Origin of the sequence: Pseudomonas tensinigenes (assembly GCF_014268445.2) — a bacterium.
GTDB lineage: Bacteria > Pseudomonadota > Gammaproteobacteria > Pseudomonadales > Pseudomonadaceae > Aquipseudomonas > Aquipseudomonas tensinigenes.
Genome location: NZ_CP077089.1, coordinates 4,296,258 through 4,318,066, shown reverse-complemented (window position 1 = coordinate 4,318,066; position 21,809 = coordinate 4,296,258). Strand labels below are relative to the sequence as shown.

General features: G+C 59.3%; 20 protein-coding genes. 11 read left to right on the top strand and 9 right to left on the bottom strand.

All coding sequences use genetic code 11. From position 1 onward, the window contains the following. Nucleotides 1–31 precede the first annotated feature (31 nt). Nucleotides 32–451, bottom strand: coding sequence for a DUF6896 domain-containing protein (locus HU718_RS19060; protein WP_150731421.1), 420 nt, complete (start codon nt 449–451; stop codon nt 32–34). Continuing rightward, nucleotides 448–5,226, bottom strand: coding sequence for an RHS repeat-associated core domain-containing protein (locus tag HU718_RS19055; RefSeq protein ID WP_217868230.1), 4,779 nt, complete (start codon nt 5,224–5,226; stop codon nt 448–450). The genes HU718_RS19060 and HU718_RS19055 overlap by 4 nt, the downstream gene beginning before the upstream one ends. 194 nt (nt 5,227–5,420) lie before the next feature. Between HU718_RS19055 and HU718_RS19050 the strand changes: the two genes are divergently transcribed. Continuing rightward, nucleotides 5,421–6,011: an NUDIX domain-containing protein gene (locus HU718_RS19050; protein ID WP_186616399.1), complete on the top strand. Its 591-nt coding sequence runs from the start codon at nt 5,421–5,423 to the stop codon at nt 6,009–6,011. 94 nt (nt 6,012–6,105) lie between these two features. On the opposite strand, the gene HU718_RS19045 is transcribed toward HU718_RS19050, so the two are convergent. After that, nucleotides 6,106–6,621: a methylated-DNA--[protein]-cysteine S-methyltransferase gene (locus HU718_RS19045; protein ID WP_150731287.1), complete on the bottom strand. Its 516-nt coding sequence runs from the start codon at nt 6,619–6,621 to the stop codon at nt 6,106–6,108. Nucleotides 6,622–6,775: 154 nt separating this feature from the next. On the opposite strand from HU718_RS19045, the gene ggt reads away from it, so the two are divergent. The 3 genes from ggt to HU718_RS19030 all read left to right on the top strand — a co-directional run bounded on the left by ggt (nt 6,776) and on the right by HU718_RS19030 (nt 10,314). Next, nucleotides 6,776–8,503: a gamma-glutamyltransferase gene (gene ggt, locus HU718_RS19040; RefSeq protein WP_186616400.1), complete on the top strand. Its 1,728-nt coding sequence runs from the start codon at nt 6,776–6,778 to the stop codon at nt 8,501–8,503. A gap of 66 nt (nt 8,504–8,569) precedes the next feature. Then, complete coding sequence (locus tag HU718_RS19035; protein ID WP_186616401.1) at nt 8,570–9,103, top strand: cysteine hydrolase family protein; 534 nt, start codon at nt 8,570–8,572, stop codon at nt 9,101–9,103. Between the two features lie 197 nt (nt 9,104–9,300). After that, nucleotides 9,301–10,314 carry a lysozyme inhibitor LprI family protein gene (locus tag HU718_RS19030; RefSeq protein ID WP_186616402.1) on the top strand — a complete coding sequence of 338 codons (1,014 nt, stop codon included), beginning with the start codon at nt 9,301–9,303 and terminating at the stop codon, nt 10,312–10,314. Nucleotides 10,315–10,333: 19 nt separating this feature from the next. On the opposite strand, the gene HU718_RS19025 is transcribed toward HU718_RS19030, so the two are convergent. Next, nucleotides 10,334–10,978 carry a TetR/AcrR family transcriptional regulator gene (locus tag HU718_RS19025; protein ID WP_186616403.1) on the bottom strand — a complete coding sequence of 215 codons (645 nt, stop codon included), beginning with the start codon at nt 10,976–10,978 and terminating at the stop codon, nt 10,334–10,336. A gap of 143 nt (nt 10,979–11,121) precedes the next feature. Here HU718_RS19025 and HU718_RS19020 point away from each other — a divergent pair, with 143 nt between their 5' ends. Continuing rightward, the gene (locus tag HU718_RS19020) at nt 11,122–11,580 is read left to right on the top strand and encodes a GNAT family N-acetyltransferase (protein WP_186616404.1); all 459 of its coding nucleotides are present in this window, start codon (nt 11,122–11,124) and stop codon (nt 11,578–11,580) included. Nucleotides 11,581–11,709: 129 nt separating this feature from the next. After that, complete coding sequence (locus tag HU718_RS19015) at nt 11,710–12,345, top strand: hypothetical protein (RefSeq protein ID WP_186616405.1); 636 nt, start codon at nt 11,710–11,712, stop codon at nt 12,343–12,345. 41 nt (nt 12,346–12,386) lie between these two features. On the opposite strand, the gene HU718_RS19010 is transcribed toward HU718_RS19015, so the two are convergent. Both HU718_RS19010 and HU718_RS19005 read right to left on the bottom strand, forming a co-directional pair. After that, nucleotides 12,387–12,932, bottom strand: coding sequence for a hypothetical protein (locus tag HU718_RS19010; RefSeq protein WP_134176579.1), 546 nt, complete (start codon nt 12,930–12,932; stop codon nt 12,387–12,389). 53 nt (nt 12,933–12,985) lie between these two features. Beyond that, nucleotides 12,986–13,303: a DUF7693 family protein gene (locus HU718_RS19005; RefSeq protein WP_095113668.1), complete on the bottom strand. Its 318-nt coding sequence runs from the start codon at nt 13,301–13,303 to the stop codon at nt 12,986–12,988. 156 nt (nt 13,304–13,459) lie between these two features. Here HU718_RS19005 and HU718_RS19000 point away from each other — a divergent pair, with 156 nt between their 5' ends. Beyond that, entirely contained in the window at nt 13,460–14,905 is a 1,446-nt protein-coding gene (locus HU718_RS19000; RefSeq protein ID WP_186616406.1) for a SulP family inorganic anion transporter, read from the top strand. A 563-nt stretch (nt 14,906–15,468) separates the two neighbouring features. On the opposite strand, the gene HU718_RS18995 is transcribed toward HU718_RS19000, so the two are convergent. Continuing rightward, nucleotides 15,469–15,981 (bottom strand): carboxymuconolactone decarboxylase family protein, encoded by a 513-nt coding sequence (locus HU718_RS18995; RefSeq protein WP_186616407.1) that lies wholly within the window; start codon nt 15,979–15,981, stop codon nt 15,469–15,471. Between the two features lie 131 nt (nt 15,982–16,112). On the opposite strand from HU718_RS18995, the gene HU718_RS18990 reads away from it, so the two are divergent. Then, entirely contained in the window at nt 16,113–16,928 is an 816-nt protein-coding gene (locus HU718_RS18990) for an AraC family transcriptional regulator (RefSeq protein ID WP_186616408.1), read from the top strand. Between the two features lie 3 nt (nt 16,929–16,931). Here the strand turns inward: HU718_RS18990 and HU718_RS18985 are convergent, their stop codons facing one another. Next, nucleotides 16,932–17,825, bottom strand: a complete 894-nt coding sequence (locus HU718_RS18985) for a DMT family transporter (RefSeq protein ID WP_186616409.1) — start codon at nt 17,823–17,825, stop codon at nt 16,932–16,934. Nucleotides 17,826–17,914: 89 nt separating this feature from the next. On the opposite strand from HU718_RS18985, the gene HU718_RS18980 reads away from it, so the two are divergent. The 3 genes from HU718_RS18980 (at nt 17,915) to HU718_RS18970 (ending at nt 20,061) form a co-directional block, all read left to right on the top strand. Then, nucleotides 17,915–19,246, top strand: a complete 1,332-nt coding sequence (locus tag HU718_RS18980) for an aminotransferase-like domain-containing protein (RefSeq protein WP_186616445.1) — start codon at nt 17,915–17,917, stop codon at nt 19,244–19,246. 52 nt (nt 19,247–19,298) lie between these two features. Then, a complete protein-coding gene (locus tag HU718_RS18975) occupies nt 19,299–19,685 on the top strand; it encodes a c-type cytochrome (RefSeq protein WP_186616410.1) in 387 nt (128 codons plus the stop codon). Nucleotides 19,686–19,767: 82 nt separating this feature from the next. Further along, on the top strand, nt 19,768–20,061 hold the full coding sequence (locus tag HU718_RS18970; protein WP_150793648.1) for a hypothetical protein: 294 nt from the start codon (nt 19,768–19,770) through the stop codon (nt 20,059–20,061). On the opposite strand, the gene HU718_RS18965 is transcribed toward HU718_RS18970, so the two are convergent. Further along, nucleotides 20,062–21,705: a sensor domain-containing diguanylate cyclase gene (locus HU718_RS18965; protein ID WP_186616411.1), complete on the bottom strand. Its 1,644-nt coding sequence runs from the start codon at nt 21,703–21,705 to the stop codon at nt 20,062–20,064. It lies immediately after the preceding gene. Nucleotides 21,706–21,809 lie beyond the last annotated feature (104 nt).

Genomic DNA, 21,809 nt, shown 5'->3' with positions numbered 1-21,809 from the left:
TTGTTGGTTTGGAATGCGTGTGGGTATGTTTTTATTCGGTTTTAACCAGGACATAAAGATTGTCATTGATCGACATCTTTTCGATTCTGTTTAAATAGATAAGCTCTTTGAATTCTTTTTCGAGTGTTTTCTTGTCGCAGTATTTTTCATATGTAAGCGGCCTGTCCGAAGCGTAAATGTAAAGGCGCCATACGTCAAAGCCGTCGATTCTGCTGTTCGAGCCGTAATCGAAGTCCACTGATTCTGATGGGAAATGAATGGCGCACCCTACGCCGTGCAGTTCATATTGAATTTCATCAGTTATTTCACCGCAGCGTTCGATTTGCTTGCTCCGCCAGAGTCTTAAAATATTCCGAGTGCCAAATTTTATTTGTAGTAATTCTGTTCCACTTTCAACTTTTGAAAGAAAGTCAGTTATTAGGTCCTCAAGATTTTTATCGGCTGTTTTCATCTTCTTCTGTGATGCTCCAATCGGTCGTGTCCGACATTGTTAGCTGATTCAATGACTTCTTCGATCGTATTAAGTTGTCCTTTATGCTCTCTGATATTTGTGATCAATTTTATAGTTATTGGCGTTGCTGTTTGTTTTGCAGCTGCTGCACGGTGATGTCCATCTAGAATATAGAAGGTGCCCTGATGTTCTGCTACGTCTATGGGATAGCTGACATCGTAGCCATCCGCTCGCATTTGATCCCTTATTTTTTCGACGTGTTTAGTTGAATTTTTTCCCATAATTGCATGCGTTCGCTTCACTGAATGTGGGTCAACGCCATGAATCAAGTCCGGTAATTGTGGCTCACCCTCATCAACCTTAGCCCCGCTAATCCCACCCGGCACCTCACACCCAGGCTTATTCGGCGGCGGGCAGTTGGAATTCAACCCCAACGGATCCACCCACCCCGTGGGATTCGGCACGTACTGGTACTGATTCAGCCCACCCGCCAACTTGATCGGATCCGGCGTCAAATACCGTCCCAACCTCGGGTCGTAGTACCGGTGCCGGTTGTAATGCAGCCCGCTTTCCCCGTCGAAATACTGACCCTGAAAGCGCAGCGGCTGGTTCAGGTAGTCTTCGCCGGCCAGGGTCAGCGCGGCGACTTTGCCGTAGGCGTCGTATTGCGCTGACCAGACGATGTCGCCGCTGTAGTCGGTAAGTTCCTGCGGGGTGCCGAGGTGGTCGAGTTGGTAATAAAACGGGCAGGCTTTTTTCGGGCCTTTGCCGTCGAGCAGCGCGAGGGGGCGGAAGGTGCCGGGTTCGTAGACGTAGCTGCGGTATTCGTGTTCGCTGCTTTCGGCGACGAGGTGGTCGCCTTGCCAGAAGAACTCGGTGGTCTCGCCGTTGACGGTTTTGCGGATGCGTCGGCCGAAGGCGTCGTAGCGGTAACTGGCGGTCTTGCCGTCGGGACGGGTCAGGCCGATCAGGCGGTGCTGGCAGTCGTAGCGGTATTCGGTGACGAGTGTTTGTCCGCGGCCGCGGCGTTCGCGGATCAGGTTGCCGAAGGCGTCGTAGTCGTAATGGCGGTCGCCCTGCATCAGCAGGCGGTTGCCCTTGATCTGGCTGGGGCCGGGGCGGTCCTGCATCAGCAGGTTGCCGGCCGGGTCGTGGGCGAAGCTTTCCGGCAGTTCGTCGCGTGAGTGACGAACGCTGATCAGGCGATCGAGGGCGTCGTAGCCGTAGGTACGCTGGCCGTGGCGGCTGTCGGCGATGTGCGCCAGATTGCCGTTGGCGCTGTAGGCATAATCGCGGCGGTACAGTGAATCGTGCTGATGGCCTACAGCGTGGGCGAGTAATCGTCCCTGATCGTCGTAGGCATATTCGCTGAGCAGCAGACCTTGCTGGCGTTGTTGTTCGCGGCCCGACTGGTAGACATGCCGGGTCAGCGATGCGCCATTGAGGTCGATGGCGGCCAGCGCCCCGCCCTTGGCGTAGTGATAGTCGAGTTTGCTGTTGTCCGGCAGGCGCATGCGCTGGAGCTGGCCGCAGGCGTCGTAGCTGTAGCGCAGGGTGCCCCAGCCCTGATGTTCGGTGATCAGCCGGTCCTGACGGTCGTACTCGAAGGCCAGCGGGTGTTGCTGACCGTCGTCGACACTGATCAGTCGGCCGAGGCGGTCGTATTGATAAAAAACCTTGAGGCCGTCGGGCAGGGTTTTGGCCAGAAGACGCCCGGCAGCATCGCGCTCATAAGCGGTGAGCAAACAAGAGCTGTCATCCCCGAACTCGGTCTTCTCCAGCAGATGGCCGTTGAGGTCGTAGGCGTACGCCGTGCGCCGGCCGTCAAAACCGCTTTCCTGACGGATCAGCCCGGTCGGCGTGTAGTCCAGCCGGTACTTTTCCCCGGATTCGTTTTCGATCTCGGTGAGCAGCAGTTGCGCATGGTCGTAGCGGTACTGCACCCGCGTGCCGTCGGGGTTGATCCGCCGCGAGACCAGGTGCAGATCGTCGTCGTATTCGTAGCGGGTGATGCGCCCCAGTTCATCACGCTCGGCGGTGACCTGACCGTAGGCGCCGTAGCTGTAGGCGCGGGTGCTACCGGTAGGAAAAGTCGTCTGGGCCAGTCGGCCTGCGGCGTCCCAGTGCTGACGGGTGACTGCACCGTGTTCGTCGGCAGTTGTGGTCCGCCGCCCCAGTGCATCGTAGGAAAAACGCCGCACGCCACCGTCGGGCAGGGTCTCTTCGATGAGTTGGCCGAGGCTATTCCAGACCAACCGATGGCGGCTGCTGTCCGGGTAGCGGATCGACAGCAACTGACCCCGGGTGTCGTAGTAGTAATGGGTGACCTGACCGTCGGGGTCGACCGCTTCGGTGACATCGCCTTCGGCATTGCGCCGGTAGATCCACACCGCCTCACCGCGCGAACGCCGGTACAGGAAACCGTTGCGATACTCGTAGGACGTGGGTGCCTCGTCCGGCGGAATCAGCGCGATCAGCCGTCCGAGCTCGTCGTAGCGGTATTCGGTGACCGCGCCTAACGCATCCTGCTCGGCGATCAAGCGGCCCGAGGAGTCATAGGCCTTGAGCTGCTCGCCCCCGTCGGCCTCGACCTTGCGCACCAGCCGCGCACGCTCGTCGTGGACGTAAACCTCTTCAGTGCCATCGACGTAATGCACCGCGACACTGCCGTCGTCATTCCAGACATAACGGGTGTCCATCTGCGAAAACGACGCCCAGTGGCGCACGCAACGGGCAGCTTTCCCCGACCGCTCCCACTCCCAAAAGAAACTCGCCCCGCCAGCCAGTTGCCGCTGCAGGATCACGTGGGCGTCGTCGTAGTCGTAACGCTCGCTGTCACCGACGGCGTTGCTGGCCTCGATCAGGTGTTGATAAGCGTCGTAGCGGTAACTGACCAGCGCCTGTTCGGTACTCCAGGCACCCTCGCGAAACACCTGATAATCAACACCCAGCAACTGCGCCCGGTCATAGCGCAACAACAGCGAACGCCCGGCGCCGTTGTCCAGTCGCTGCACCCGGTCAGAGCGATCGCGCTGCACCGTCAGACGATTGCCATAGGCATCGCTGATCGCTGTCAGCCGTCCCGCGCGAAAGTGATAAAACCGCGCCGTTTCCCCGGCCAGCGCGAGGATCAGTTCTTCCGGTTCATCGCCAAGGAAAATCGCCGCCCGCGACAGGCTGTTGTGAATCGCCGGTCGTTCAACGCTCGGCAACGGAAAACGCGTACGCCGGTTTTCGTGATCGACCCAGACAACAAAGTCATTCTCAAACTCCAGCCGATGCGCCAGCGAATGGCTCCAGCCAAACCCCAGCCCGATATCGATCTCGGCGGCGCTGCTGCGATACAACCGCGTGAACTCAAACGGCAACACCCCATCGAGCACCGCATCGGTGAGGGTCAGCAGTTCTTCGCCAGTGACCATCGACACCGGGCAACCGTTGGTGCAGGTGCGTGGCACACAATCAGCGCTGTCGCCATTGGGATTTTTCGCCTGATCCGGCGAATCGTCGTGAGGTTCATGCCGTTCCAGCCGGCTCGAACCGCCAGGCTTGTCCCGCACAACAGGCGCCGGATTCGGCACCGTCAACACCAGCGAGTCGGCCTGACGAATGTTCAGCGGTATCGACGGTGTCGGTTTCAACTCAACGTCACGCACATTGAGCATCAGCGGCTTCAAAACGCTGGCATGCCGCGTCAAATCCGCCGAGGACGTCAGTTCGGCCAAGCGCAACGCCGACGCCGCCAGCCATTCTCGAGCCCGGGGGGACTTGATCTTCGCCAGCACTTTGCTGCTCAAGCGCACCGGCACGCCGATGCCACCCGACAACCCCATCAGCAGAAAACTGACCAGCAGCTCGGCCCGAACCTCGGCCACCACTTCGGCCAGGTATTGCGGCGGCAGCATCTTCAGCCAACTGGTAAACGCGGCCAGATGAATGAACAGCAGCGGTTCGTCACTGAGGATCAGCAGACCGTTGGCGATGGCCTCGCTGGACGCTTGCAGGAGCGCTTCAAGTTCAGCCTCGCTGAGGTACTCAAGCAGTTTTTCGCTGTTGGCCTGCAGGTCGGCGAGGAGGGCGAATACTTGTTTGATGTCGTCCCAAACGCCATTCAGTGCTTTCTCGAACCCACGCCAGTCGGCCTGCTGCAACTGACCGTACCGGTCAAGAAACCCGGCGCTGGAAAACTCCGTCCACTGCGGCTGGAATTCGCGCCATTCCCCGCGCAGCCAGCCTTCCAGGCCTGCAATGACACCTTCATAAGAGGTATACAGCGCACGCACATGATCGGTGGACACATCGGGAAAGAAGGTGATGCGATAACGCTGGCCCCGATCGCAATCGGTCACCTGCAGAATGCCGCTGGGGCCGATGGTGTAACGCAGCGGCTCGCCGAAAGTCAGTACGCCGTCGACGTCGGCAAGCACCGGTTCGAGCGTCACCGGCGTATCGCCGATCGGCACGAACCGCGCGGCCTCGAACATATGCACCAGCGTCAGCGACCCGCTGGCCGAGCACATGACCACCGATGAACTGAGCGGTTGGCGCGACTTGATCGGCGCGCTGAGGCGCACGTCGTTGCCGACGGTGAAGACCTGCTCGACATCCAGCGCGGTGCCTGTCCAGAACTGCTCGGCCCAGGCGTCGTAGTGGTTCAGGCACAGGCGGAATTCGCGGATCAGGTGTTCGAAGTCCGGCTCGTCCGGGTTCAAAGCAGCAACAACGAGCAGGCCGATGCTGTTGTTCAGGGCCAGCAGCCGATCGGTTGGAAGCATTCGCAGTTCTCGCGCACATCAAAAAGGTGCGAGGACTTTGCGGGGGATCAATCAGGAAAGAAGTCGGGCGAGTAGGCGATATCTGTAGGATGTTTCGACATAGTTTGTAGGGCGGTATAGGGTTTCGTTTTTTCGTTCACAAAAAAGGGCTTTTACTTACCCAGGTGCCTTCAATGACAAAAGGATCCAGCGTCATGTCCAACACAACCGAGCGGGTCAACATCGTCGACACTCAGGTGTTGTCTCATGACTGGTATCTGCTGAAAAAAATCACCTTCGACTATCACCGCAACAACGGCGAGTGGCAGCGTCAGACTCGTGAAGTCTATGACCGAGGCAACGGTGCAGCGATTTTGTTGTTCAACCGTGAACAGCGCACGGTGGTACTGACCCGGCAGTTCCGCTTGCCGGTGTTCGTCAATGGCCATGACGGATTGCTGATCGAGGTGGCTGCCGGGTTGCTTGAAGGCGCTGCGCCGGAACAGCGGATTCGCGATGAAGCCGAAGAGGAAACCGGTTATCGCGTGCACGATGTGAAGAAGGTGTTCGAGGCTTACATGAGTCCCGGTTCGGTAACCGAGAAGCTGCACTTTTTCATTGCCGAATACGACGCCGCATCGAAGGTCAGCGACGGTGGTGGTCTGGAAGAGGAGACCGAAGAACTGGAAGTGCTGGAGTGGCGATTCGACGAAGCGTTGGCAGCGTTTCAGCGCGGTGAGATCTGCGACGCCAAGACCATCATGCTGTTGCAGTATGCGGCGATGAATAACCTTTTTGCCCAATAAATCAAAAGATCGCAGCCTTCGGCAGCTCCTACAGGAAAACGCATTCCAGGTAGGAGCTGCCGAAGGCTGCGATCTCTTGATCTGTATTGACTGACTAAAACAAATCCCCGGTTTTGCCAATCTGCGACCAGTCGCCACCTTCAAGGGTCAGCAAGCGCTCTTTCGCCTCGAGTCCACCGGCAAACCCGGTCAGCTTCCCCGACGCGCCGATCACTCGATGACACGGCGCGACAATGGAAATCGGGTTGCGTCCGTTCGCAGCACCCACCGCCCGCACGGCGCTGGGGCTGCCAATCTGCTCGGCAATCTGGCTGTAAGTGCGTGTCTCGCCAAATGGAATGGTCAGCAACGCCGCCCAGACCTTTTTCTGAAAGTCGGTGCCAGCGAAATCCAGTTCCAGATCAAAACAGTCCCGCGTCCCGGAAAAATATTCTTCAAGTTGTCGAGCCGTTCGAATCAGGATCGGGTTGTCGTTTGCCTCGCTCATCGGCCCGAGGCGCACCCGGTTCGGTTTGTCGTTTTCCCAGAGGATGGCTGCCAGTCGTAAGCCGTTCGCGACCAGCTTCAACTCGCCGACGGGCGAGGGCAGGGTGATGAACGTGTAAGACATGACGGCAGACTCCGGATCAGGGCGGCAACAGCGCCCAGCATACTGCCTGAGCGGGGAGGCGCAATACGCAAAGCCGACCATACTGCTTGGTGCTCTTGAAGCGTTCCCCGCTCTGTTTTGCACAGACCCTGAAAACAAAAAAAGAGATCGACTCATGAAGTACGAACCTTTGGCCAAAACGCTGATAGCGACCTCACTGGCACTCAGCTGTCTCATGGCTCACGCGGCGTCAGTCGCACCGGTTGCCGCCGAAAACGGCATGGTGGTCACCGCGCAACATCTGGCCACCCATGTGGGTGTCGACGTACTGAAAAGTGGCGGTAATGCCGTCGATGCGGCAGTCGCCGTGGGTTACGCGCTGGCGGTGGTGTATCCCGCAGCAGGCAACCTCGGCGGTGGCGGCTTCATGACCATTCAACTGGCGGACGGGCGCAAGACCTTCCTCGATTTCCGCGAAAAAGCGCCGCTGGCGGCCACCGCGAACATGTACCTCGACAAGGAAGGCAACGTCATTCCCGACTTGAGCACCCGTGGCCACTTGGCGGTGGGCGTGCCCGGCACGGTCTCAGGCATGGAGCTGGCATTGAGCAAATACGGGACCAAACCGCGCAAAGAGATGATTGCCCCGGCGATCAAACTGGCGGAAGACGGTTTCGAACTGGAGCAGGGTGACGTCGAGCTGCTGGAATACGCCACCGACGTGTTCAAGAAGGACATGCGCGATTCCGGCTCGATCTTCCTGCACAACGGTGAGCCGATGCAGGTCGGGCAGAAACTGGTGCAGAAGGACCTCGGCAAAACCCTGCGGAGCATTTCCGAAAAAGGCGCCGACGGCTTCTATAAAGGCTGGGTCGCCGATGCCATCGTCACCTCGAGTCAGGCCAACAAAGGCATCATCACCCAGGCCGACCTCGACAAATACAAGACCCGCGAACTGGCGCCGGTGGAGTGTGACTACCGTGGTTATCATGTGGTCTCGGCGCCACCGCCAAGCTCCGGCGGCGTGGTGATCTGCCAGATCATGAACATCCTCGAAGGCTATCCGATGAAGGATCTGGGCTTCCATTCGGCCCAAGGCATGCACTACCAGATCGAAGCGATGCGCCACGCCTATGTCGATCGCAACAGCTACCTCGGCGATCCGGATTTCGTCAAAAATCCGATCGAGCACCTGCTGGACAAGAACTACGCGACCAAACTGCGCGATGCCATCCAGCCGCAAAAGGCCGGCGTGTCGGCTGAGCTCAAACCTGGCGTAGCGCCCCATGAAGGCAGCAACACCACCCACTATTCGATCGTCGACAAGTGGGGCAATGCGGTGTCGGTGACTTATACCCTAAACGACTGGTTCGGCGCGGGCGTGATGGCGAGCAAAACCGGGGTGATCCTCAACGACGAAATGGACGACTTCACCTCCAAAGTCGGCGTGCCGAACATGTACGGTCTGGTGCAGGGCGAAGCCAATGCCATTGCTCCGGGCAAGGCACCATTGTCATCGATGAGCCCGACCATCGTCACCAAGGACGGCAAAGTGGTAATGGTGGTCGGTACACCGGGTGGCAGCCGCATCATCACGGCGACGTTGCTGACCATGCTCAACGTCATCGACTACGGCATGGGCCTTCAGGAAGCGGTCGATGCGCCACGCTTCCATCAGCAGTGGATGCCGGAGGAAACCAACCTCGAGGACTTCGCCGCCAGCCCCGATACGCGCAAGATTCTCGAGAGCTGGGGCCACAAGTTCGCCGGCCCGCAGGACGCCAACCACATCGCCGCGATTCTGGTGGGGGCACCTTCGCTGGGCGGTAAGCCCGTTGGCAAAAACCGTTTCTACGGCGCCAATGATCCGCGCCGCAACACCGGCTTGTCACTGGGTTACTGAGGGGCGTAAAAAAGGGGCGGGCTTACGTCCGCCCCTGTCTCAAGGACTGATCAAGGAAGGCTCATCATGACTACCGCATTACTGATCATCGACGTCCAGCGCGCCCTCTGCTCGGGCGAATATCAGTGCCATGACATTCACCGGGTGATCGACACCATCAACGGTCTCAGCGTCCGGGCGCGCAAGGCAGGTGTGCCAGTGGTGCTGATCCAGCATGAAGAAAAGGACAGCCCGTTGGCCCAGGGTGCCGAAGGCTGGCAACTGGCCGAAGGGCTTGAGACTTCGCCCAAAGACCTGCGCGTACGCAAAACCACGCCGGACTCGTTCTACCAGACAGACTTGCGCAAACTGCTGCCGAGCGAAGATTTCGAAAAACTGGTCATCTGCGGTTTGCAAACCGATTACTGCGTCAATGCCACCGTGCGCCAGGCCCATCAACTGGGTTATGACGTAGTGCTTGTGGCCGACGCGCATTCCACCGTCGACAACGGCAACATGAGCGCCGAAGACATCATCGCCGAACACAACAAGGATCTGGCGCATCTGACTGGCTCCGTGGCGCGTATCGACGTCAAGCCCGCCGCCGACATCGCGTTCTGAAGCGTACACAAAACCTTGTGGGAGCGAGCCTGCTCGCGAAGGCAGTGTGTCAGTCGACATTGATAGTGGCTGATCCACCGCTTTCGCGAGCAGGCTCGCTCCCACAGTGATTGCGAAACCCTGATTGCTATGTACATCAGGGATTTCCGCTGGCAGCACTGGCATACTGCGCGCCGTCCGAAGAATGGAATCTCTCGATGTTCGCGATCTCCCTGCGTCACGCCGTGCTGCTGACGTCCCTTGCGTTTGCCGCTGTCACCCAGGCCAGCAGTTTCGATTGCGCCACGGCCAACAGCAAAACTGAAAAAGCCATTTGTGGTGACCCGCAGATTTCGCTGCTCGACGAGAAGCTGGGCAAGCTGTGGCATTCGACATTGGCTAATGTCCCCGATGCCCAAGCCCTCAAGACTGACCAGCGGCAGTGGCTGAAAAATCGCAACGCCTGTGGTGAGCAGACGGCCTGTTTGCGCCGCCAGTACCTGATGCGCCTGACCGAACTTGAACACGCCACTCAGCCCTTCAGTTGGGACGCGACCTGGCAGCTTATTCCGCCGGGGACTTCAACCTCGGCGACGGTGATAACCCAGCGCCGCGATGCTACGCACATCAGCATCGACATTACGGCAGCTGAGGGCGCCAACTCCGGTGATCTGGACGGCATCGCCACACTCAAGGACGGTAAGGCCGTTTATTCGGAAGACGAGTGCACCCTGTTGTTCACTCCCATCAACGGTGTGCTGGATATTTCGCTCGTAGGTGCAGGCGGATATTGCAGTGCCGGATTGGGCGTCTACTACACCGGCCGTTTTGTCGCCTCGCAGCAACCGCTGGCGCTGGATTACGACATGCTCAGCCTGGGCTTGGCTCAAACTCCGGAAGAGAACCAGGCACTGCACACGTTGCTCAAGACTGATTATCAGACGCTGGTGGAAAAGTCCGGCTCGTTGATGACCGCTGAGCCTTCTGCTGATGTGCCGGGCAGTCAGGTCTGGGAGATGTGGATGCGTGGCCTCGGCGGTACCGGCGTCGTGATGCGGTCAACCGCTGGGCATTTCTGGGTGCTGCTGGTGACCTACGACAGTACCGGCCACTCGCGTCTGCGCTATTACACCAACGCTGCGAAATGGAAAAAACGTCTACCCGACGCCTTGCACGACTGGAACGAGCGCATGAAAGATCATCTGGAACTCCCCGTAGACTTCATGCCCTGATCTGCGCAGCACTCCTCCATCACGTCGCAAACAAAACCCCACGAATCTCGCCCACTCGCGGCGCTACGACCACGCCCTCCAGCACCATCCGGGTAATCGTCTGCGCCGCCGTTTGATAGTCCTCATCCTGCGGCACTTCGCGCCCCATGATCCGGCCTATCTGCCAGCCAATATTGGTGTACGTACGCGTCGCTGACCAAATGAACAGCATCAAATGTTCAGGATCCACCGGCGCCAGCAAACCGCGCTCGATCCAGCTGCGCAGACATTCAACGTTGCGCCGCGCTTCGGCCTGCAACAGATCGCGGCACTCATCCGGCAACTGTCGACCGCCGAGCAGCAACTCGCCACTGAACACCTTGGCAATCGCCGGATGCTCGCGGGCAATCCGGATCCGTGCGGCGACGTAGGCGCGTAGCCCCGTTAGCGGGTCATCGCTTTCACGCAGCACTGCCGAGGCTTCCAGCAGCGGTTCGACAAAACCCAGCAGCACTTTGCCGTAGAGGTTTTCCTTGGTCTGGAAGTAGTAATACAGATTGGCCTTGGGCACGCCGGCACGCGCCGCGATATCGCGGGTCTGGGTGGCGTCGAAGCCGTTGGCGGCAAATTCTTCGCTGGCGGCGGCGAGGATCAATTGCTCGTTGCGGACGCGGATGGCGCTCATGGATACACAGGTTGGCTGAATGGCCTGGAAAGGTTCTGGCGATTTCGGTTTCGCAATATACAAAACTATATAGCGGTGAGGCCAGCATACTCGAAGGGCAGCGCTATGCTGTTTCGATCATTGATTGGAAACGGAGCGGGCGTATGACTCTTCAGGCCGTGCGAGCCGACGCGACACATCTGGATGCGGTGGCGGCGTTATTCGACGCTTATCGAGGTTTTTACCAGCAGCCGTCGAACCTTGTGCAATCGCGAACCTTCATCGCTGAACGCATGGCTGCCAGCGAATCGGCGATTTTTCTTGCTCAGGATGAACACGGCGAAGCGCTGGGTTTCGTGCAGTTGTATCCGACGTTCTCGTCCATCGATGCCCACCGTACCTGGCTGCTCAGCGACCTGTTCACCACACCCGCCGCCCGTGGGCGCGGCGTGGGTCGATTGCTGATGAACACTGCACGCGACTTCGCCTTGGCGACCGGCGCCAAAGGGCTGGTGCTGGAAACCGCCACCGACAACTTCACGGCGCAAGGCTTGTACGAATCCCTCGGCTACGTGCGTGACAGCGGTTATTACACATACATCCTCGACTTGCGGCAGGGCTGAGCAAATTTTTTTGCCGATTTCCCCAATTCAGACTTCCGCCCGAGGGCTGCTCTCTCTAGAATCCGCCCGGCCTTCAAAATGAAGGCGCAATGCCATCATTTGGATGTGTACACATAGGGACGGATCATCATGCAATTCGGGAAAATTCTGGCGCTGGGGCTGGTACTTGCGCTGGGCGGTTGTGCCAGTTTCACCAAAGACGAAGTGGCGCCGGTGACCATGCCGTCGATGGCCAACTACGCTAACAAGCCAAACGTCTACGTGGATTTCGATTTCTATCAGGGCGAGCCGAAAAGTGGTTCCGCCGTGGAAGTGCCGCAAGCACGTGATCAACTGAAACCACAGCTGCAAAAAATCCTCACTGACTCGGGTCTGTTCGGCCGTGTCACCCTGGACGAATTCCAGAAGCAGCCGGGCGACTACAGCCTGCGTCTGAAAATGTACAACCATCCGCCGAATGCCGGTTCCATGGTGCTGGGCTTCATCAGTGGTTTCAGCTTGGGGGTTATCCCGGCTTACGGCACCGATCAGTACACCATGAGCCTCGAAGCCGTGGACGGATCGGGTCAGGCCCTGACCACCGCCAGCAACCACGATGCGATCGGCACCTGGATCGGCATCTGGTTCATTCCGTTGATGGCCAACACGCCAAAAGAAGCGGTGAATGACACGTTCACCCGTCAGGTCAACGCGCTGCTCAAGCAAATGGTCGATAGCAAGAACCTGAAGTACTCGGCACTCGAAACCCGTATTCCTCGGGCTTGATGCGAAAAAAAAGAGCCGCGATTGCGGCTCTTTTTTTGCCCTTACTTCAGGGCTTGAATGAACTGCGGATCGCTGTACAGTTCTTTCAGCAAGTCGCGCAACATCGGGTTGTAGGCGTTGACCGCGTTCGGGATCGCAATGAAACCGAAGAAGCTGCTGCTCCACTGGCTGCTGACATTCTTGGTCGCGTCGTACACCACATCGTTGCCGTTGAGCAGGGTGAAACGAGCCGCCAGTTTGCCGTCGCCCGTGCCCATGCCGGCGGACAGTTCGTTTTTCACCACCAGCACTTTCAACTGACGCTGCGCCTGTGGATCGAGCAGACCAGCCTTGCGCAGTTCTTCAGTGATCGCGTCCTGAATATGCGCCGGGATGCTGCCGGACGGCGAGCGCACCGGGTTGGCGCGAACCACCAGCGAACCTTCACCGGATTCGGCGGTAACCTGAGGATTGCTGATCGCATGCAACGGCGGGGTTTGCTTGAGCTTCTGCACGTTCTCAAAGCTCGGCTCGTAGCGGGTCATGGTCATGCCACAGCCTTGCAGTAGCAGGGCCAGCATCGGGATCAACAACAGCGACTTCTTCACGGCAGTTCCTTGCGTGGGAATAGAGGAGGGCGCGAATTATGGGCAGAGTGCCATCATTGAGCAACCTCGTTCGTCTGCGTGTTGAGCAATCGCTCGATCTGCGCCAATTCCCAAGTACTGAGCAAACTCACCGGATCGGTGCCGTAACGCTGCCAGCTGTCCAGCGCGCCTTCTTGTCCGTCACCGTTGCGGGCAAATTCACAGTGATGTAACCGGCTACCTTCAAAATCCAGCAGCAGGTGCCAGCCCTCGATATCGACCGCGACCCGTCCCGCCTCGTCAGGCATCTCGCAGACTTTGAAAGTGAGGACACCCAGCGCCGCTTCACGCAAACGCTGGCACACCTCGCGGGCGCTCAGAAAGGCAGACATGTTCAACTCAATGGATACAGGAACGCGCCAGCATAAAGCCCGAACCCACAAGTGTCAGCGTTCACTGGCCCGATCCGCGACAATTCCGTAACATCCGCAACCCTCTTTTTCCCGAACACTTGCAGCCGCGCTCAGTGGCTGCTCGATAGGTAAGCCATGAAACCGATTCGTCTGCGCGCCGATGTCCTGGCCGGACTCACCACCTCGTTTGCCCTGTTGCCCGAATGCATTGCGTTCGCGCTGGTGGCGCACCTCAATCCGCTGATGGGCCTGTACGGCGCGTTCATCATTTGTACACTGACGGCGTTGTTCGGCGGGCGGCCGGGCATGGTCTCCGGCGCGGCGGGTTCGATGGCCGTGGTCATCGTCGCGCTGGTGGTGCAACACGGCGTGCAGTATTTGCTGGCGACGGTGTTGCTTGGCGGTTTGATCATGATGGCGTTCGGCTTGCTGCGCCTGGGCAAACTGGTGCGCATGGTGCCGCATTCGGTGATGCTCGGTTTCGTCAACGGTCTGGCGATCATCATCGCGCTGGCGCAACTGGAGCATTTCAAGAGCGGTGAGGAATGGCTCAGCGGTACGCCGCTGTACCTGATGACCGGGCTGGTGGCGCTGACCATGGCCATCGTTTACCTCTTGCCGCGTCTGACAAAAGCGGTGCCACCGGCGCTGGTGGCGATCCTCGGCGTCGGCCTGTTGGTCTACCTGTTCGGCCTGCCGACCCGCACCCTTGGCGACATGGCGCACATTGCCGGTGGCTTGCCGACTTTCGCTTTGCCGGACATCCCGTGGAATGTCGAAACCCTGCGCATCATTGCGCCTTACGCGATTTTGATGGCGCTGGTCGGTTTGCTGGAAACCCTGCTGACGTTGAACCTCACCGATGAAATCACTGAAACCCGTGGTTATCCGGATCGTGAGTGCGTAGCGCTTGGTGCGGCGAATATGGTCTCGGGTGCGTTCGGCGGTATGGGCGGTTGCGCGATGATCGGTCAGACGGTGATCAATCTTAGCTCCGGTGGGCGCGGGCGTTTGTCCGGTGTGGTCGCGGGCGTGCTGATTCTTTTGTTCATTCTGTTTCTGTCGCCGCTGATCGAGCGTATTCCGCTGGCGGCGCTGGTGGGTGTGATGTTTGTGGTGTCGCAGCAGACTTTTGCCTGGGCGTCGTTGCGGGTGGTGAACAAAGTGCCGCTTAACGATGTGCTGGTGATCATTGCTGTGACCACTATTACGGTGTTCACTGATCTGGCTACTGCGGTGCTATGCGGCATCATTATCGCTGCGCTTAACTTTGCCTGGCAGCAGGCCCGTGAGCTGTATGCCGATGAGCATCTGGAGGCTGACGGCAGTAAGCTTTATCGTTTGCATGGCACGTTGTTTTTTGCCTCGACTGCGCCGTTTCTCAATCAGTTCGATCCGGCTAATGATCCGGCTCGGGTCACTTTGGATTGTCGGCATTTGAGTTTTGTTGATTATTCGGCGATTGCTGCTTTGAAGACTCTGCGGGAGCGTTATGCCAAGGCGGGGAAGCATTTGCAGGTGTTTCATTTGTCTGAGCGGTGCAAGAAATTGCTGAAGCGGGCGGGGGAGGAGCATCACTGATTATCTGGCTGACCGGGTACATATCCGTTGCTGCGGTCACGGCGGCTTAGGGTTTCGCCCTTACGGCGACTCACTTTTTTTACAAACGCCTAAAAAAAGTAAGCAAAAAAACGCTTGCTCCTACGTGCGGCCCGCTCGCTGGGGCTCGGGGTTCCTTCGTTCCGGGATCGATCCGGGGGCAGCGCCTACGGTTTGCTTCGCTGCACCTCCTCTCGCTGTGTTTGGCTTCGCCAAACGGTCGCTGCGCTCCCACCCCCGGATGAATCCCTCCACTCAGCCTTCCGACGTCGCCCGTGGATCAAGATCAAGAGCAGGCGAGCTGACACTCGGCCTATTGAGTGGTTAGAAGCGATGCGGTGCGAGGTGGGTACTGCTTTTGCTTTTCTGTGGGAGCGAGCCTGCTCGCGAAGGCGGCCTGCCAGCCGACCAATCTCTTGCTGATGTACCCGATCCAACTGTAGGAGTGAGCCTGCTCGCGATAGCGGTGTGTCACTCAAAGATGCTTTGAATGACACACCGCCATCGCGAGCAGGTCAGCTCCAACAGCTTTTGTGTGGCCGGATTCAGATGGTCGGAAAGTCGATATCGGTCAGCGCCGCGTTGTTCAGGTAGTTGGTCAGGCTCTGCACGGCCACCAGTGCAATCACTTCAATGATCTTCACATCGTCGATGCCGGCAGTGCGGGCGGCGGTGATCTGTTCATCAGTCAAATGGCCGCGGCTTTCGGTCAGCTGACGGGCGAGGGTGGCGTAGGCGTTGAGTTCGCCTTGGCGGGCGGCGACGATGTCCTGTGCCGAGAGCCCGGCCTTGCCGGCAAACAAGGTGTGTGCGGCCAGGCAATAGTCGCAACCGTTGACCTGTGAGGTGGCGAGGTACACCGCTTCTTTTTCCTGGGCGCTCAGCGAGGTTTTGCCGAGGATCGTCGAGGCTTGCACGTAGGTTTCGAGGGCCACCGGCGCTTTGGCCAGGGTGGTGAAGACGTTGGGCAGGAAACCGATTTTCTTTTTCACGCCTTCCAGCACTGGGCGGCTGGCGTCGGTGGCGGTTTCGAGGCTGATAGCGTGGATGCGGCTCATGGTGATTCTCCGAGAGTCCGGTGCAAAGTGCGCCGGGGATGGAGGTCATGTTATTGAGTGAGGCTGGTGGATTGGCGGCAAATCGTCGAGGATATGCGGCAGATCGTCCAGATATGCCCTTGGAGTCGTCCATGGATCGCCTTTCAACATTGCTCAGCCATTTTGGCGTGTCTGCCGGGACTTTTCACAGCGGCGCGTTTTGCGGCGTCGCTGTTCATGAAAATGAGCCGGTCGGCCATGTGCATCTGTTGCAGGCCGGCGAGTTGCTGCTCAAGCCGGGCAGCGAACGCGAGATCCGCCTCAGTGAGCCGTCGCTGATCTTCTTCCCCCGACCTTTTGCCCATCGCATGTTCGCCGACGAGGCGATGGACACCCAGGTGGTCTGCGCAACGCTGACGTTTGATGGCGGTTCCGGCAATGCACTGGCGGCGGCGCTGCCGGATTATCTGGTGCTGAAACTGACGGGCATCCCGGAGCTGGGCAACACCGTGGAATGGCTGTTCAAGGAAGCGTTCGAAGGGCATTGCGGGCGGGTGGCGGTGATGGATCGACTGTTCGAACTGCTGGTGATTCTGTTGCTGCGGCACTTGATCAGCAGCCGCGAACAACAACCGGGAATGATCGCCGGGCTGGCCGATCCACGTCTTTCGCGCGCCTTGAACTCGATGCACGAGCAACCGCAAAAGCCCTGGAGCGTGGCGGATCTGGCTTCGGTCGCTAACCTGTCCCGCGCTGGATTTGCCGAGCAGTTTCGTCGGGTTGTCGGGCAGACGCCGGCCGATTATCTGCTGAGCTGGCGGGTCAGTCTGGCGCAGAAACGCTTGCGTGAAGGCAAGCCGATTGCGCTGATTGCCAAGGAGGTCGGTTACGAAAGTCCCTCGGCGCTGGCCCGGGCGTTTCGGCGCAAGACAGGGCTCAGCCCTCGCGAGTGGAAGGCCGGCGCCTGAGGATCATTTGGCGAACTTCTTCGCCCCGGCCACACACAGGATCACGCCCAGCGTCACGGCGAGCATGCCGAGGCTGACGTGTTCATGCAGCAGCGTCGCCGCCAGCGCCAGGCCAAAAAACGGCTGGAGCAATTGCAACTGACCGACCGCGGCAATCCCGCCCTGAGCCAGGCCGCGATACCAGAAGACAAAGCCGATCAGCATGCTGAACAGCGACACATAGCCCAGACACAGCCACGCCGACAGGCTGATCGTGTTGAACGAGGCGGGCGCCAGCCACAGACTCAAAACCGCCATCACCGGTAGCGACAGCACTAGTGCCCAGCAAATCACCTGCCAGCCGCCGAGGATTCGCGACAACTTCGCGCCTTCGGCATAGCCGAGGCCGCAGGCCAGAATGGCGGCGAGCATCAGCAGGTCACCGGTGGGCGAGGCAGTCAGACCTTGCGCAATCGCGAAGCCGACCACCAACGCACTACCGAGAATTGAAAAAACCCAGAACACCGGTCGCGGCCGCTCACCGCCGCGCAGCACGGCAAAAATCGCTGTGGCCAGTGGCAGCAATCCGACAAACACAATCGAATGCGCCGACGTCACATGTTGCAGCGCCAGGGCGGTCAACAGTGGAAAGCCGAGCACTACGCCCAGCGCGACAATCAACAGCGACAGCCACTGATCGCGCGCCGGGCGCGGCTCGCGAAACAGCCACAGCAGTGCCACCGCCAACACCCCGGCAATCGCGGCGCGGACCACGGTGAGAAACACCGGATCGAACTCCAGCACTGCCAGACGCGTGGCCGGCAGCGAACCGCTGAAGATCACTACACCGATAAAACCGTTGATCCAGCCACTGGTTTTTTCCAGTGCCGGGGTCGTCAGATTCGAGGTTCGTTCCATAGCAGATCACGCTCAGAAGTGGGTTGCGTTGCCGTGATGCTAGAACCGAGAATCAGCACAATCAAAGAATTGTCATGGATACATCCGGCATGCCACGTTCGCGCTACAAGACCATCGTCGATGCCTATGCTGCCGACATTCGTTCGGGGCAGTTGCCGCCGGGTACGCGGTTGCCAACTCACCGGCAACTGGCTGCTGAGGAAGGGCTGGCGCTGGTCACGGCCTCGCGGGTGTACGCGGAGCTGGAGGCCATGGGCCTGGTCAGCGGCGAAACCGGGCGTGGCACGTTTGTCCGCGAAACCTCGCTGTCGCCGGGGCAGGGCATCGATCAGAAAGACGTGGCGGTCGGCATGATCGACCTCAATTTCAATTACCCGTCGTTGCCCGGTCAGGCCGATTTGTTGCGCAACGCGTTGCGCCAATTGGCGTTGTCCGGTGATCTGGAAGCGTTGCTGCGTTATCAGCCGCACGCCGGCCGTGCCCACGAACGTGCGTCGGTCGCTCGGCATCTGTTGACGCGCGGGGTGACTGTCGACGCTGAGCAAGTACTGATCGTCAATGGCGCCCAGCAAGGCCTCGCCGTCACGTTGATGGCATTGCTCAAACCCGGCGATGTGATTGCCGCCGACGCGCTGACCTATTCCGGCTTCAAGGTCTTGGCCGACGCGTTGCATCTGGAAGTCGTGGCGATCCCGTTTAACGATCAGGGGCCGGATCTCGCGTCGCTGGACAAACTCTGTCGCAGTCGCTCGGTGCGCGCCGTTTACAGCATGCCGACCTTGCACAATCCGCTGGGCTGGGTGATGCCGTTGGCGCAGCGCGAGCAGTTGGTGGCGATTGCCCGTCGACATGATCTGACGATCATCGAAGACGCGGCCTACGCATTTCTGGTGGAAAACCCACCGCGTACGCTGATCGATCTGGCACCGGAGCGCACGGTGTACGTCTCGGGTCTGTCGAAAAACATCGCCACAGGCTTGCGCGTCGGTTTCATTGCCGCCCCGACCGACGTGGTGCCGGCACTGGAACGCATCATCCGCGCCACGACCTGGAACACGCCGGGCGTCATGACCGCCATCGCCTGTGGCTGGCTCGACGACGGTACAGTGACGTTGCTCGAGGAGCAGAAACGCAAAGATGCCAAGGCGCGGCAGGCGCTGGCGGCCGAAGTGTTGAAAGGATTGCCCAGTGTTGGCCATCCGGCGTCGTATTTCCTGTGGCTACCGTTGCCGGAGGATGTGCGCGCCGACCAGATTGTCGTCGAGCTGATGCACGAGCAGATTTCCGTCACCACCGCCGAGCCGTTTTCGGTGTCGGGCCATGCGCCGCATGCGATTCGGCTGGCGCTGGGTTCGGTAGAGATGGATGTGTTGCGCCAGGCATTGACGACGGTCAGGAGGATCATTGGCGCTTACCGGTAAAAACAAAATGCTACCCTTGCGCCGCCCGATGCAGACCGACCCGGAACCCTCGATGAAAAACACCGCAGCACTGTCACTCGCCGTGATTCTTGGCACCAGCCTGTTCAGTCCATTCAGCCATGCTGCAGGCGACCCCGAAGCCGGCGCGAAAATCTTCCCGCGTCTGTGCGGCGGCTGCCATCAGGTCGGCGAATCGGCCCGCCCGGGATTCGGCCCACAACTCAATGGCATCATTGGCTGGGCTGCCGGGACGTCGGCCAACTACGTATATTCCGATGCGATGAAGAACTCGGGAGTGACCTGGGATCGCGAAACGCTGATCGCTTATCTGAAAGATCCGAAAGGCGTGGTGCCCGGCACGCGGATGATTTTTTGGGGGCTGAGCGACGAAGAGAAACTCGACAACCTGTTGGCTTATCTTCAGACCTTCTCGCAATAACGGCAGGAGCTGCCGAAGTCCCTGATTGAAAAATGACATGAAAAAGCTATTCGGCGTTTTTGCCGCCTTCAAGGAACCCACCATGAAATCTTTGCTATTGGCAGCGCCGCTGTTGCTTGCCACCGGACTGGCCCACGCCGGCATCCCCCTGCTCAACGCTACGTGCCCGGGCAAAATCGAAGTGCACGCCGATGAGGGCGGCCCGATTTATATCAATGGCAAGGAAGGCCAGTTGAAGAAATTCAACGACAACTACTTCGAAGCCAAAGGCGCTGGCGTGACCATTTCCCTGAGCATCAATCCCGACGGTTCGCCTGCGGTGTCGTACACCGGGAAGAACAGGGCCAACGGGATTTGCGAATTGAAGCAGGGCTGATCACGCCACCTGATTACGACCCGCTGCTTTGGCCTGATAGAGCTGCTGGTCGGCGCGTTTGATCAGCGCGTTGTGGCTGTTATCGGCCGGATCCGCCAGGCCGACGCCGATGCTCACCGTGACTTGCCCGACGGCAGGGAAATCGGCCTCGGCAACTGTCGCGCGGATCTTCTCGGCGACCACTTCCGGGGTGTCGGGTTGGGCGATTTCCGGCAACAGCACGGCGAACTCTTCGCCGCCATAACGGGCGACGAAATCGGTGGTGCGCAAGCTGCTCTGAATCAGCTGCGCCAATTGTTGCAGCACATCATCACCCACCGCGTGACCGTGGCTGTCATTGATGCGTTTGAAGTGGTCGGCATCGATCAGCAGCAGGGAAAACGGGCGTCCGGTGCGGCGGAACAGCAGTGTGTATTCGGTGAGTTTCTCGTCGAAACGGCGACGGTTGTAAACGCCGGTCAAACTGTCGTGGGTCGCCAAACTCAGCAATTCGGCGTTGGCCTGCGTCAGTGCCGCAGTGCGTTGTGCCACCGTGGCTTCTAGCGAGGCATTGGCCTCTTGCAGTTCGCGCTCTTTGCCGAGCAGCGATTGCGTCATCGCATCGATGGATTGGCCGAGCTGGGCAATTTCCCGCACCGGGTGTTGCAGCGGGAATTGCGCGCCGGGCTCTTTGTTCTGGACCTTTCGGGCCGAACGGGCGAGCTGTTCGATCGGGCGGCTCAGGTACAGCGCCAGGTAATAGGCCACCAGCCCGAACAGCACTGCTGCGGCCACACCCAGGATCAGCAATTTGTACATCAGCAGACGCGCCGGTTGCAGCGCGGTTTGCAATGGCTGGCGCACGGCAATCGACCACGACAGCGCCGTACTCGATGGCGTCGGTACCGTGACCATACTGGTGAGGAAGCCGTTACCCGCCGTCCAGTTCTGCAATTTCGAATCAGTCGCCGCCAGTTGCTGGCCCATCAGTGCTTCGGGATAGAGAATCTTGCCATCGTGGTCGATGATCAGCGCCTCGATATCCGGCATTGAGTTCTTATGCGAAAACGCCGCCGACTCGACAATGCGCGTCACCCAACTCCAGTGTGCGTGTGCGCCCAGGACGCCAATCACCTGACCGTCGGCGTTATGGATCGGCGCGGCGAAATCGATGAAACGCAGCGGCTCACCGTTCGGCAGCCCCGGCAGCATTTTCGCCAGCAGCACCGCTTCATGAGGGTCGCCGGTGTACTCACTGCGTAACCCGGCCTGGAACCACGGCCGTTGTTGCACCGATTGGCCCACCAGCAAGCCGTTTACCGCTTGATGCACCTTACCCTCGGCATCGGTGACACCCATCCACGCGTACTCGGCGCGCGCCTGGGTGCGCAGCTGCATCGATTTGAGAATGGCCGGGTTGTCCAGATCGCCACGCTCCAGATGCGGCGCGCGGCTAAGGAGATAAACCTCCAACTGGCGTTCGCGCAGTTGTTCACCCAGCAACGATGCCGCCGAGCGCGCCGTGTTGAGCAGCGCATTGCCGCTGGCCTGCTTCATTTGTTCAGTGGCGATGTGACCCACATAGAAGCCCACGCTGAGCAGCGTCAGCAGGGACAAACCGGCAAACCAAAGGGTGAGGTGGCTACGCAGACTGGCTTTGAGCATGGGCAGGCGAGGTCTGTTTTGGAGTTGTGGCCGCATGGTATGCGCAATCGGCGGTGGGTGGCCAGTCGGGGAATGGATGGTTGCGGGCAGGAAAAAGCCCGGCT

Excerpts from the sequence above, each read along its gene's own strand:
- HU718_RS19025 (WP_186616403.1), bottom strand. The coding sequence starts at position 10,978 with ATGAGCGCCATCCGCGTCCGCAACGAGCAATTGATCCTCGCCGCCGCC.
- HU718_RS19050 (WP_186616399.1), top strand. The coding sequence starts at position 5,421 with ATGTCCAACACAACCGAGCGGGTCAACATCGTCGACACTCAGGTGTTG.
- HU718_RS19055 (WP_217868230.1), bottom strand. The coding sequence starts at position 5,226 with ATGCTTCCAACCGATCGGCTGCTGGCCCTGAACAACAGCATCGGCCTG.
- HU718_RS19030 (WP_186616402.1), top strand. The coding sequence starts at position 9,301 with ATGTTCGCGATCTCCCTGCGTCACGCCGTGCTGCTGACGTCCCTTGCG.
- HU718_RS19015 (WP_186616405.1), top strand. The coding sequence starts at position 11,710 with ATGCAATTCGGGAAAATTCTGGCGCTGGGGCTGGTACTTGCGCTGGGC.
- HU718_RS18975 (WP_186616410.1), top strand. The coding sequence starts at position 19,299 with ATGAAAAACACCGCAGCACTGTCACTCGCCGTGATTCTTGGCACCAGC.
- HU718_RS19035 (WP_186616401.1), top strand. The coding sequence starts at position 8,570 with ATGACTACCGCATTACTGATCATCGACGTCCAGCGCGCCCTCTGCTCG.
- HU718_RS18970 (WP_150793648.1), top strand. The coding sequence starts at position 19,768 with ATGAAATCTTTGCTATTGGCAGCGCCGCTGTTGCTTGCCACCGGACTG.
- ggt (WP_186616400.1), top strand. The coding sequence starts at position 6,776 with ATGAAGTACGAACCTTTGGCCAAAACGCTGATAGCGACCTCACTGGCA.
- HU718_RS18985 (WP_186616409.1), bottom strand. The coding sequence starts at position 17,825 with ATGGAACGAACCTCGAATCTGACGACCCCGGCACTGGAAAAAACCAGT.
- HU718_RS18990 (WP_186616408.1), top strand. The coding sequence starts at position 16,113 with ATGGATCGCCTTTCAACATTGCTCAGCCATTTTGGCGTGTCTGCCGGG.
- HU718_RS18995 (WP_186616407.1), bottom strand. The coding sequence starts at position 15,981 with ATGAGCCGCATCCACGCTATCAGCCTCGAAACCGCCACCGACGCCAGC.
- HU718_RS18980 (WP_186616445.1), top strand. The coding sequence starts at position 17,915 with ATGCCACGTTCGCGCTACAAGACCATCGTCGATGCCTATGCTGCCGAC.
- HU718_RS19045 (WP_150731287.1), bottom strand. The coding sequence starts at position 6,621 with ATGTCTTACACGTTCATCACCCTGCCCTCGCCCGTCGGCGAGTTGAAG.
- HU718_RS19020 (WP_186616404.1), top strand. The coding sequence starts at position 11,122 with ATGACTCTTCAGGCCGTGCGAGCCGACGCGACACATCTGGATGCGGTG.
- HU718_RS19060 (WP_150731421.1), bottom strand. The coding sequence starts at position 451 with ATGAAAACAGCCGATAAAAATCTTGAGGACCTAATAACTGACTTTCTT.
- HU718_RS19005 (WP_095113668.1), bottom strand. The coding sequence starts at position 13,303 with ATGTCTGCCTTTCTGAGCGCCCGCGAGGTGTGCCAGCGTTTGCGTGAA.
- HU718_RS18965 (WP_186616411.1), bottom strand. The coding sequence starts at position 21,705 with ATGCTCAAAGCCAGTCTGCGTAGCCACCTCACCCTTTGGTTTGCCGGT.
- HU718_RS19000 (WP_186616406.1), top strand. The coding sequence starts at position 13,460 with ATGAAACCGATTCGTCTGCGCGCCGATGTCCTGGCCGGACTCACCACC.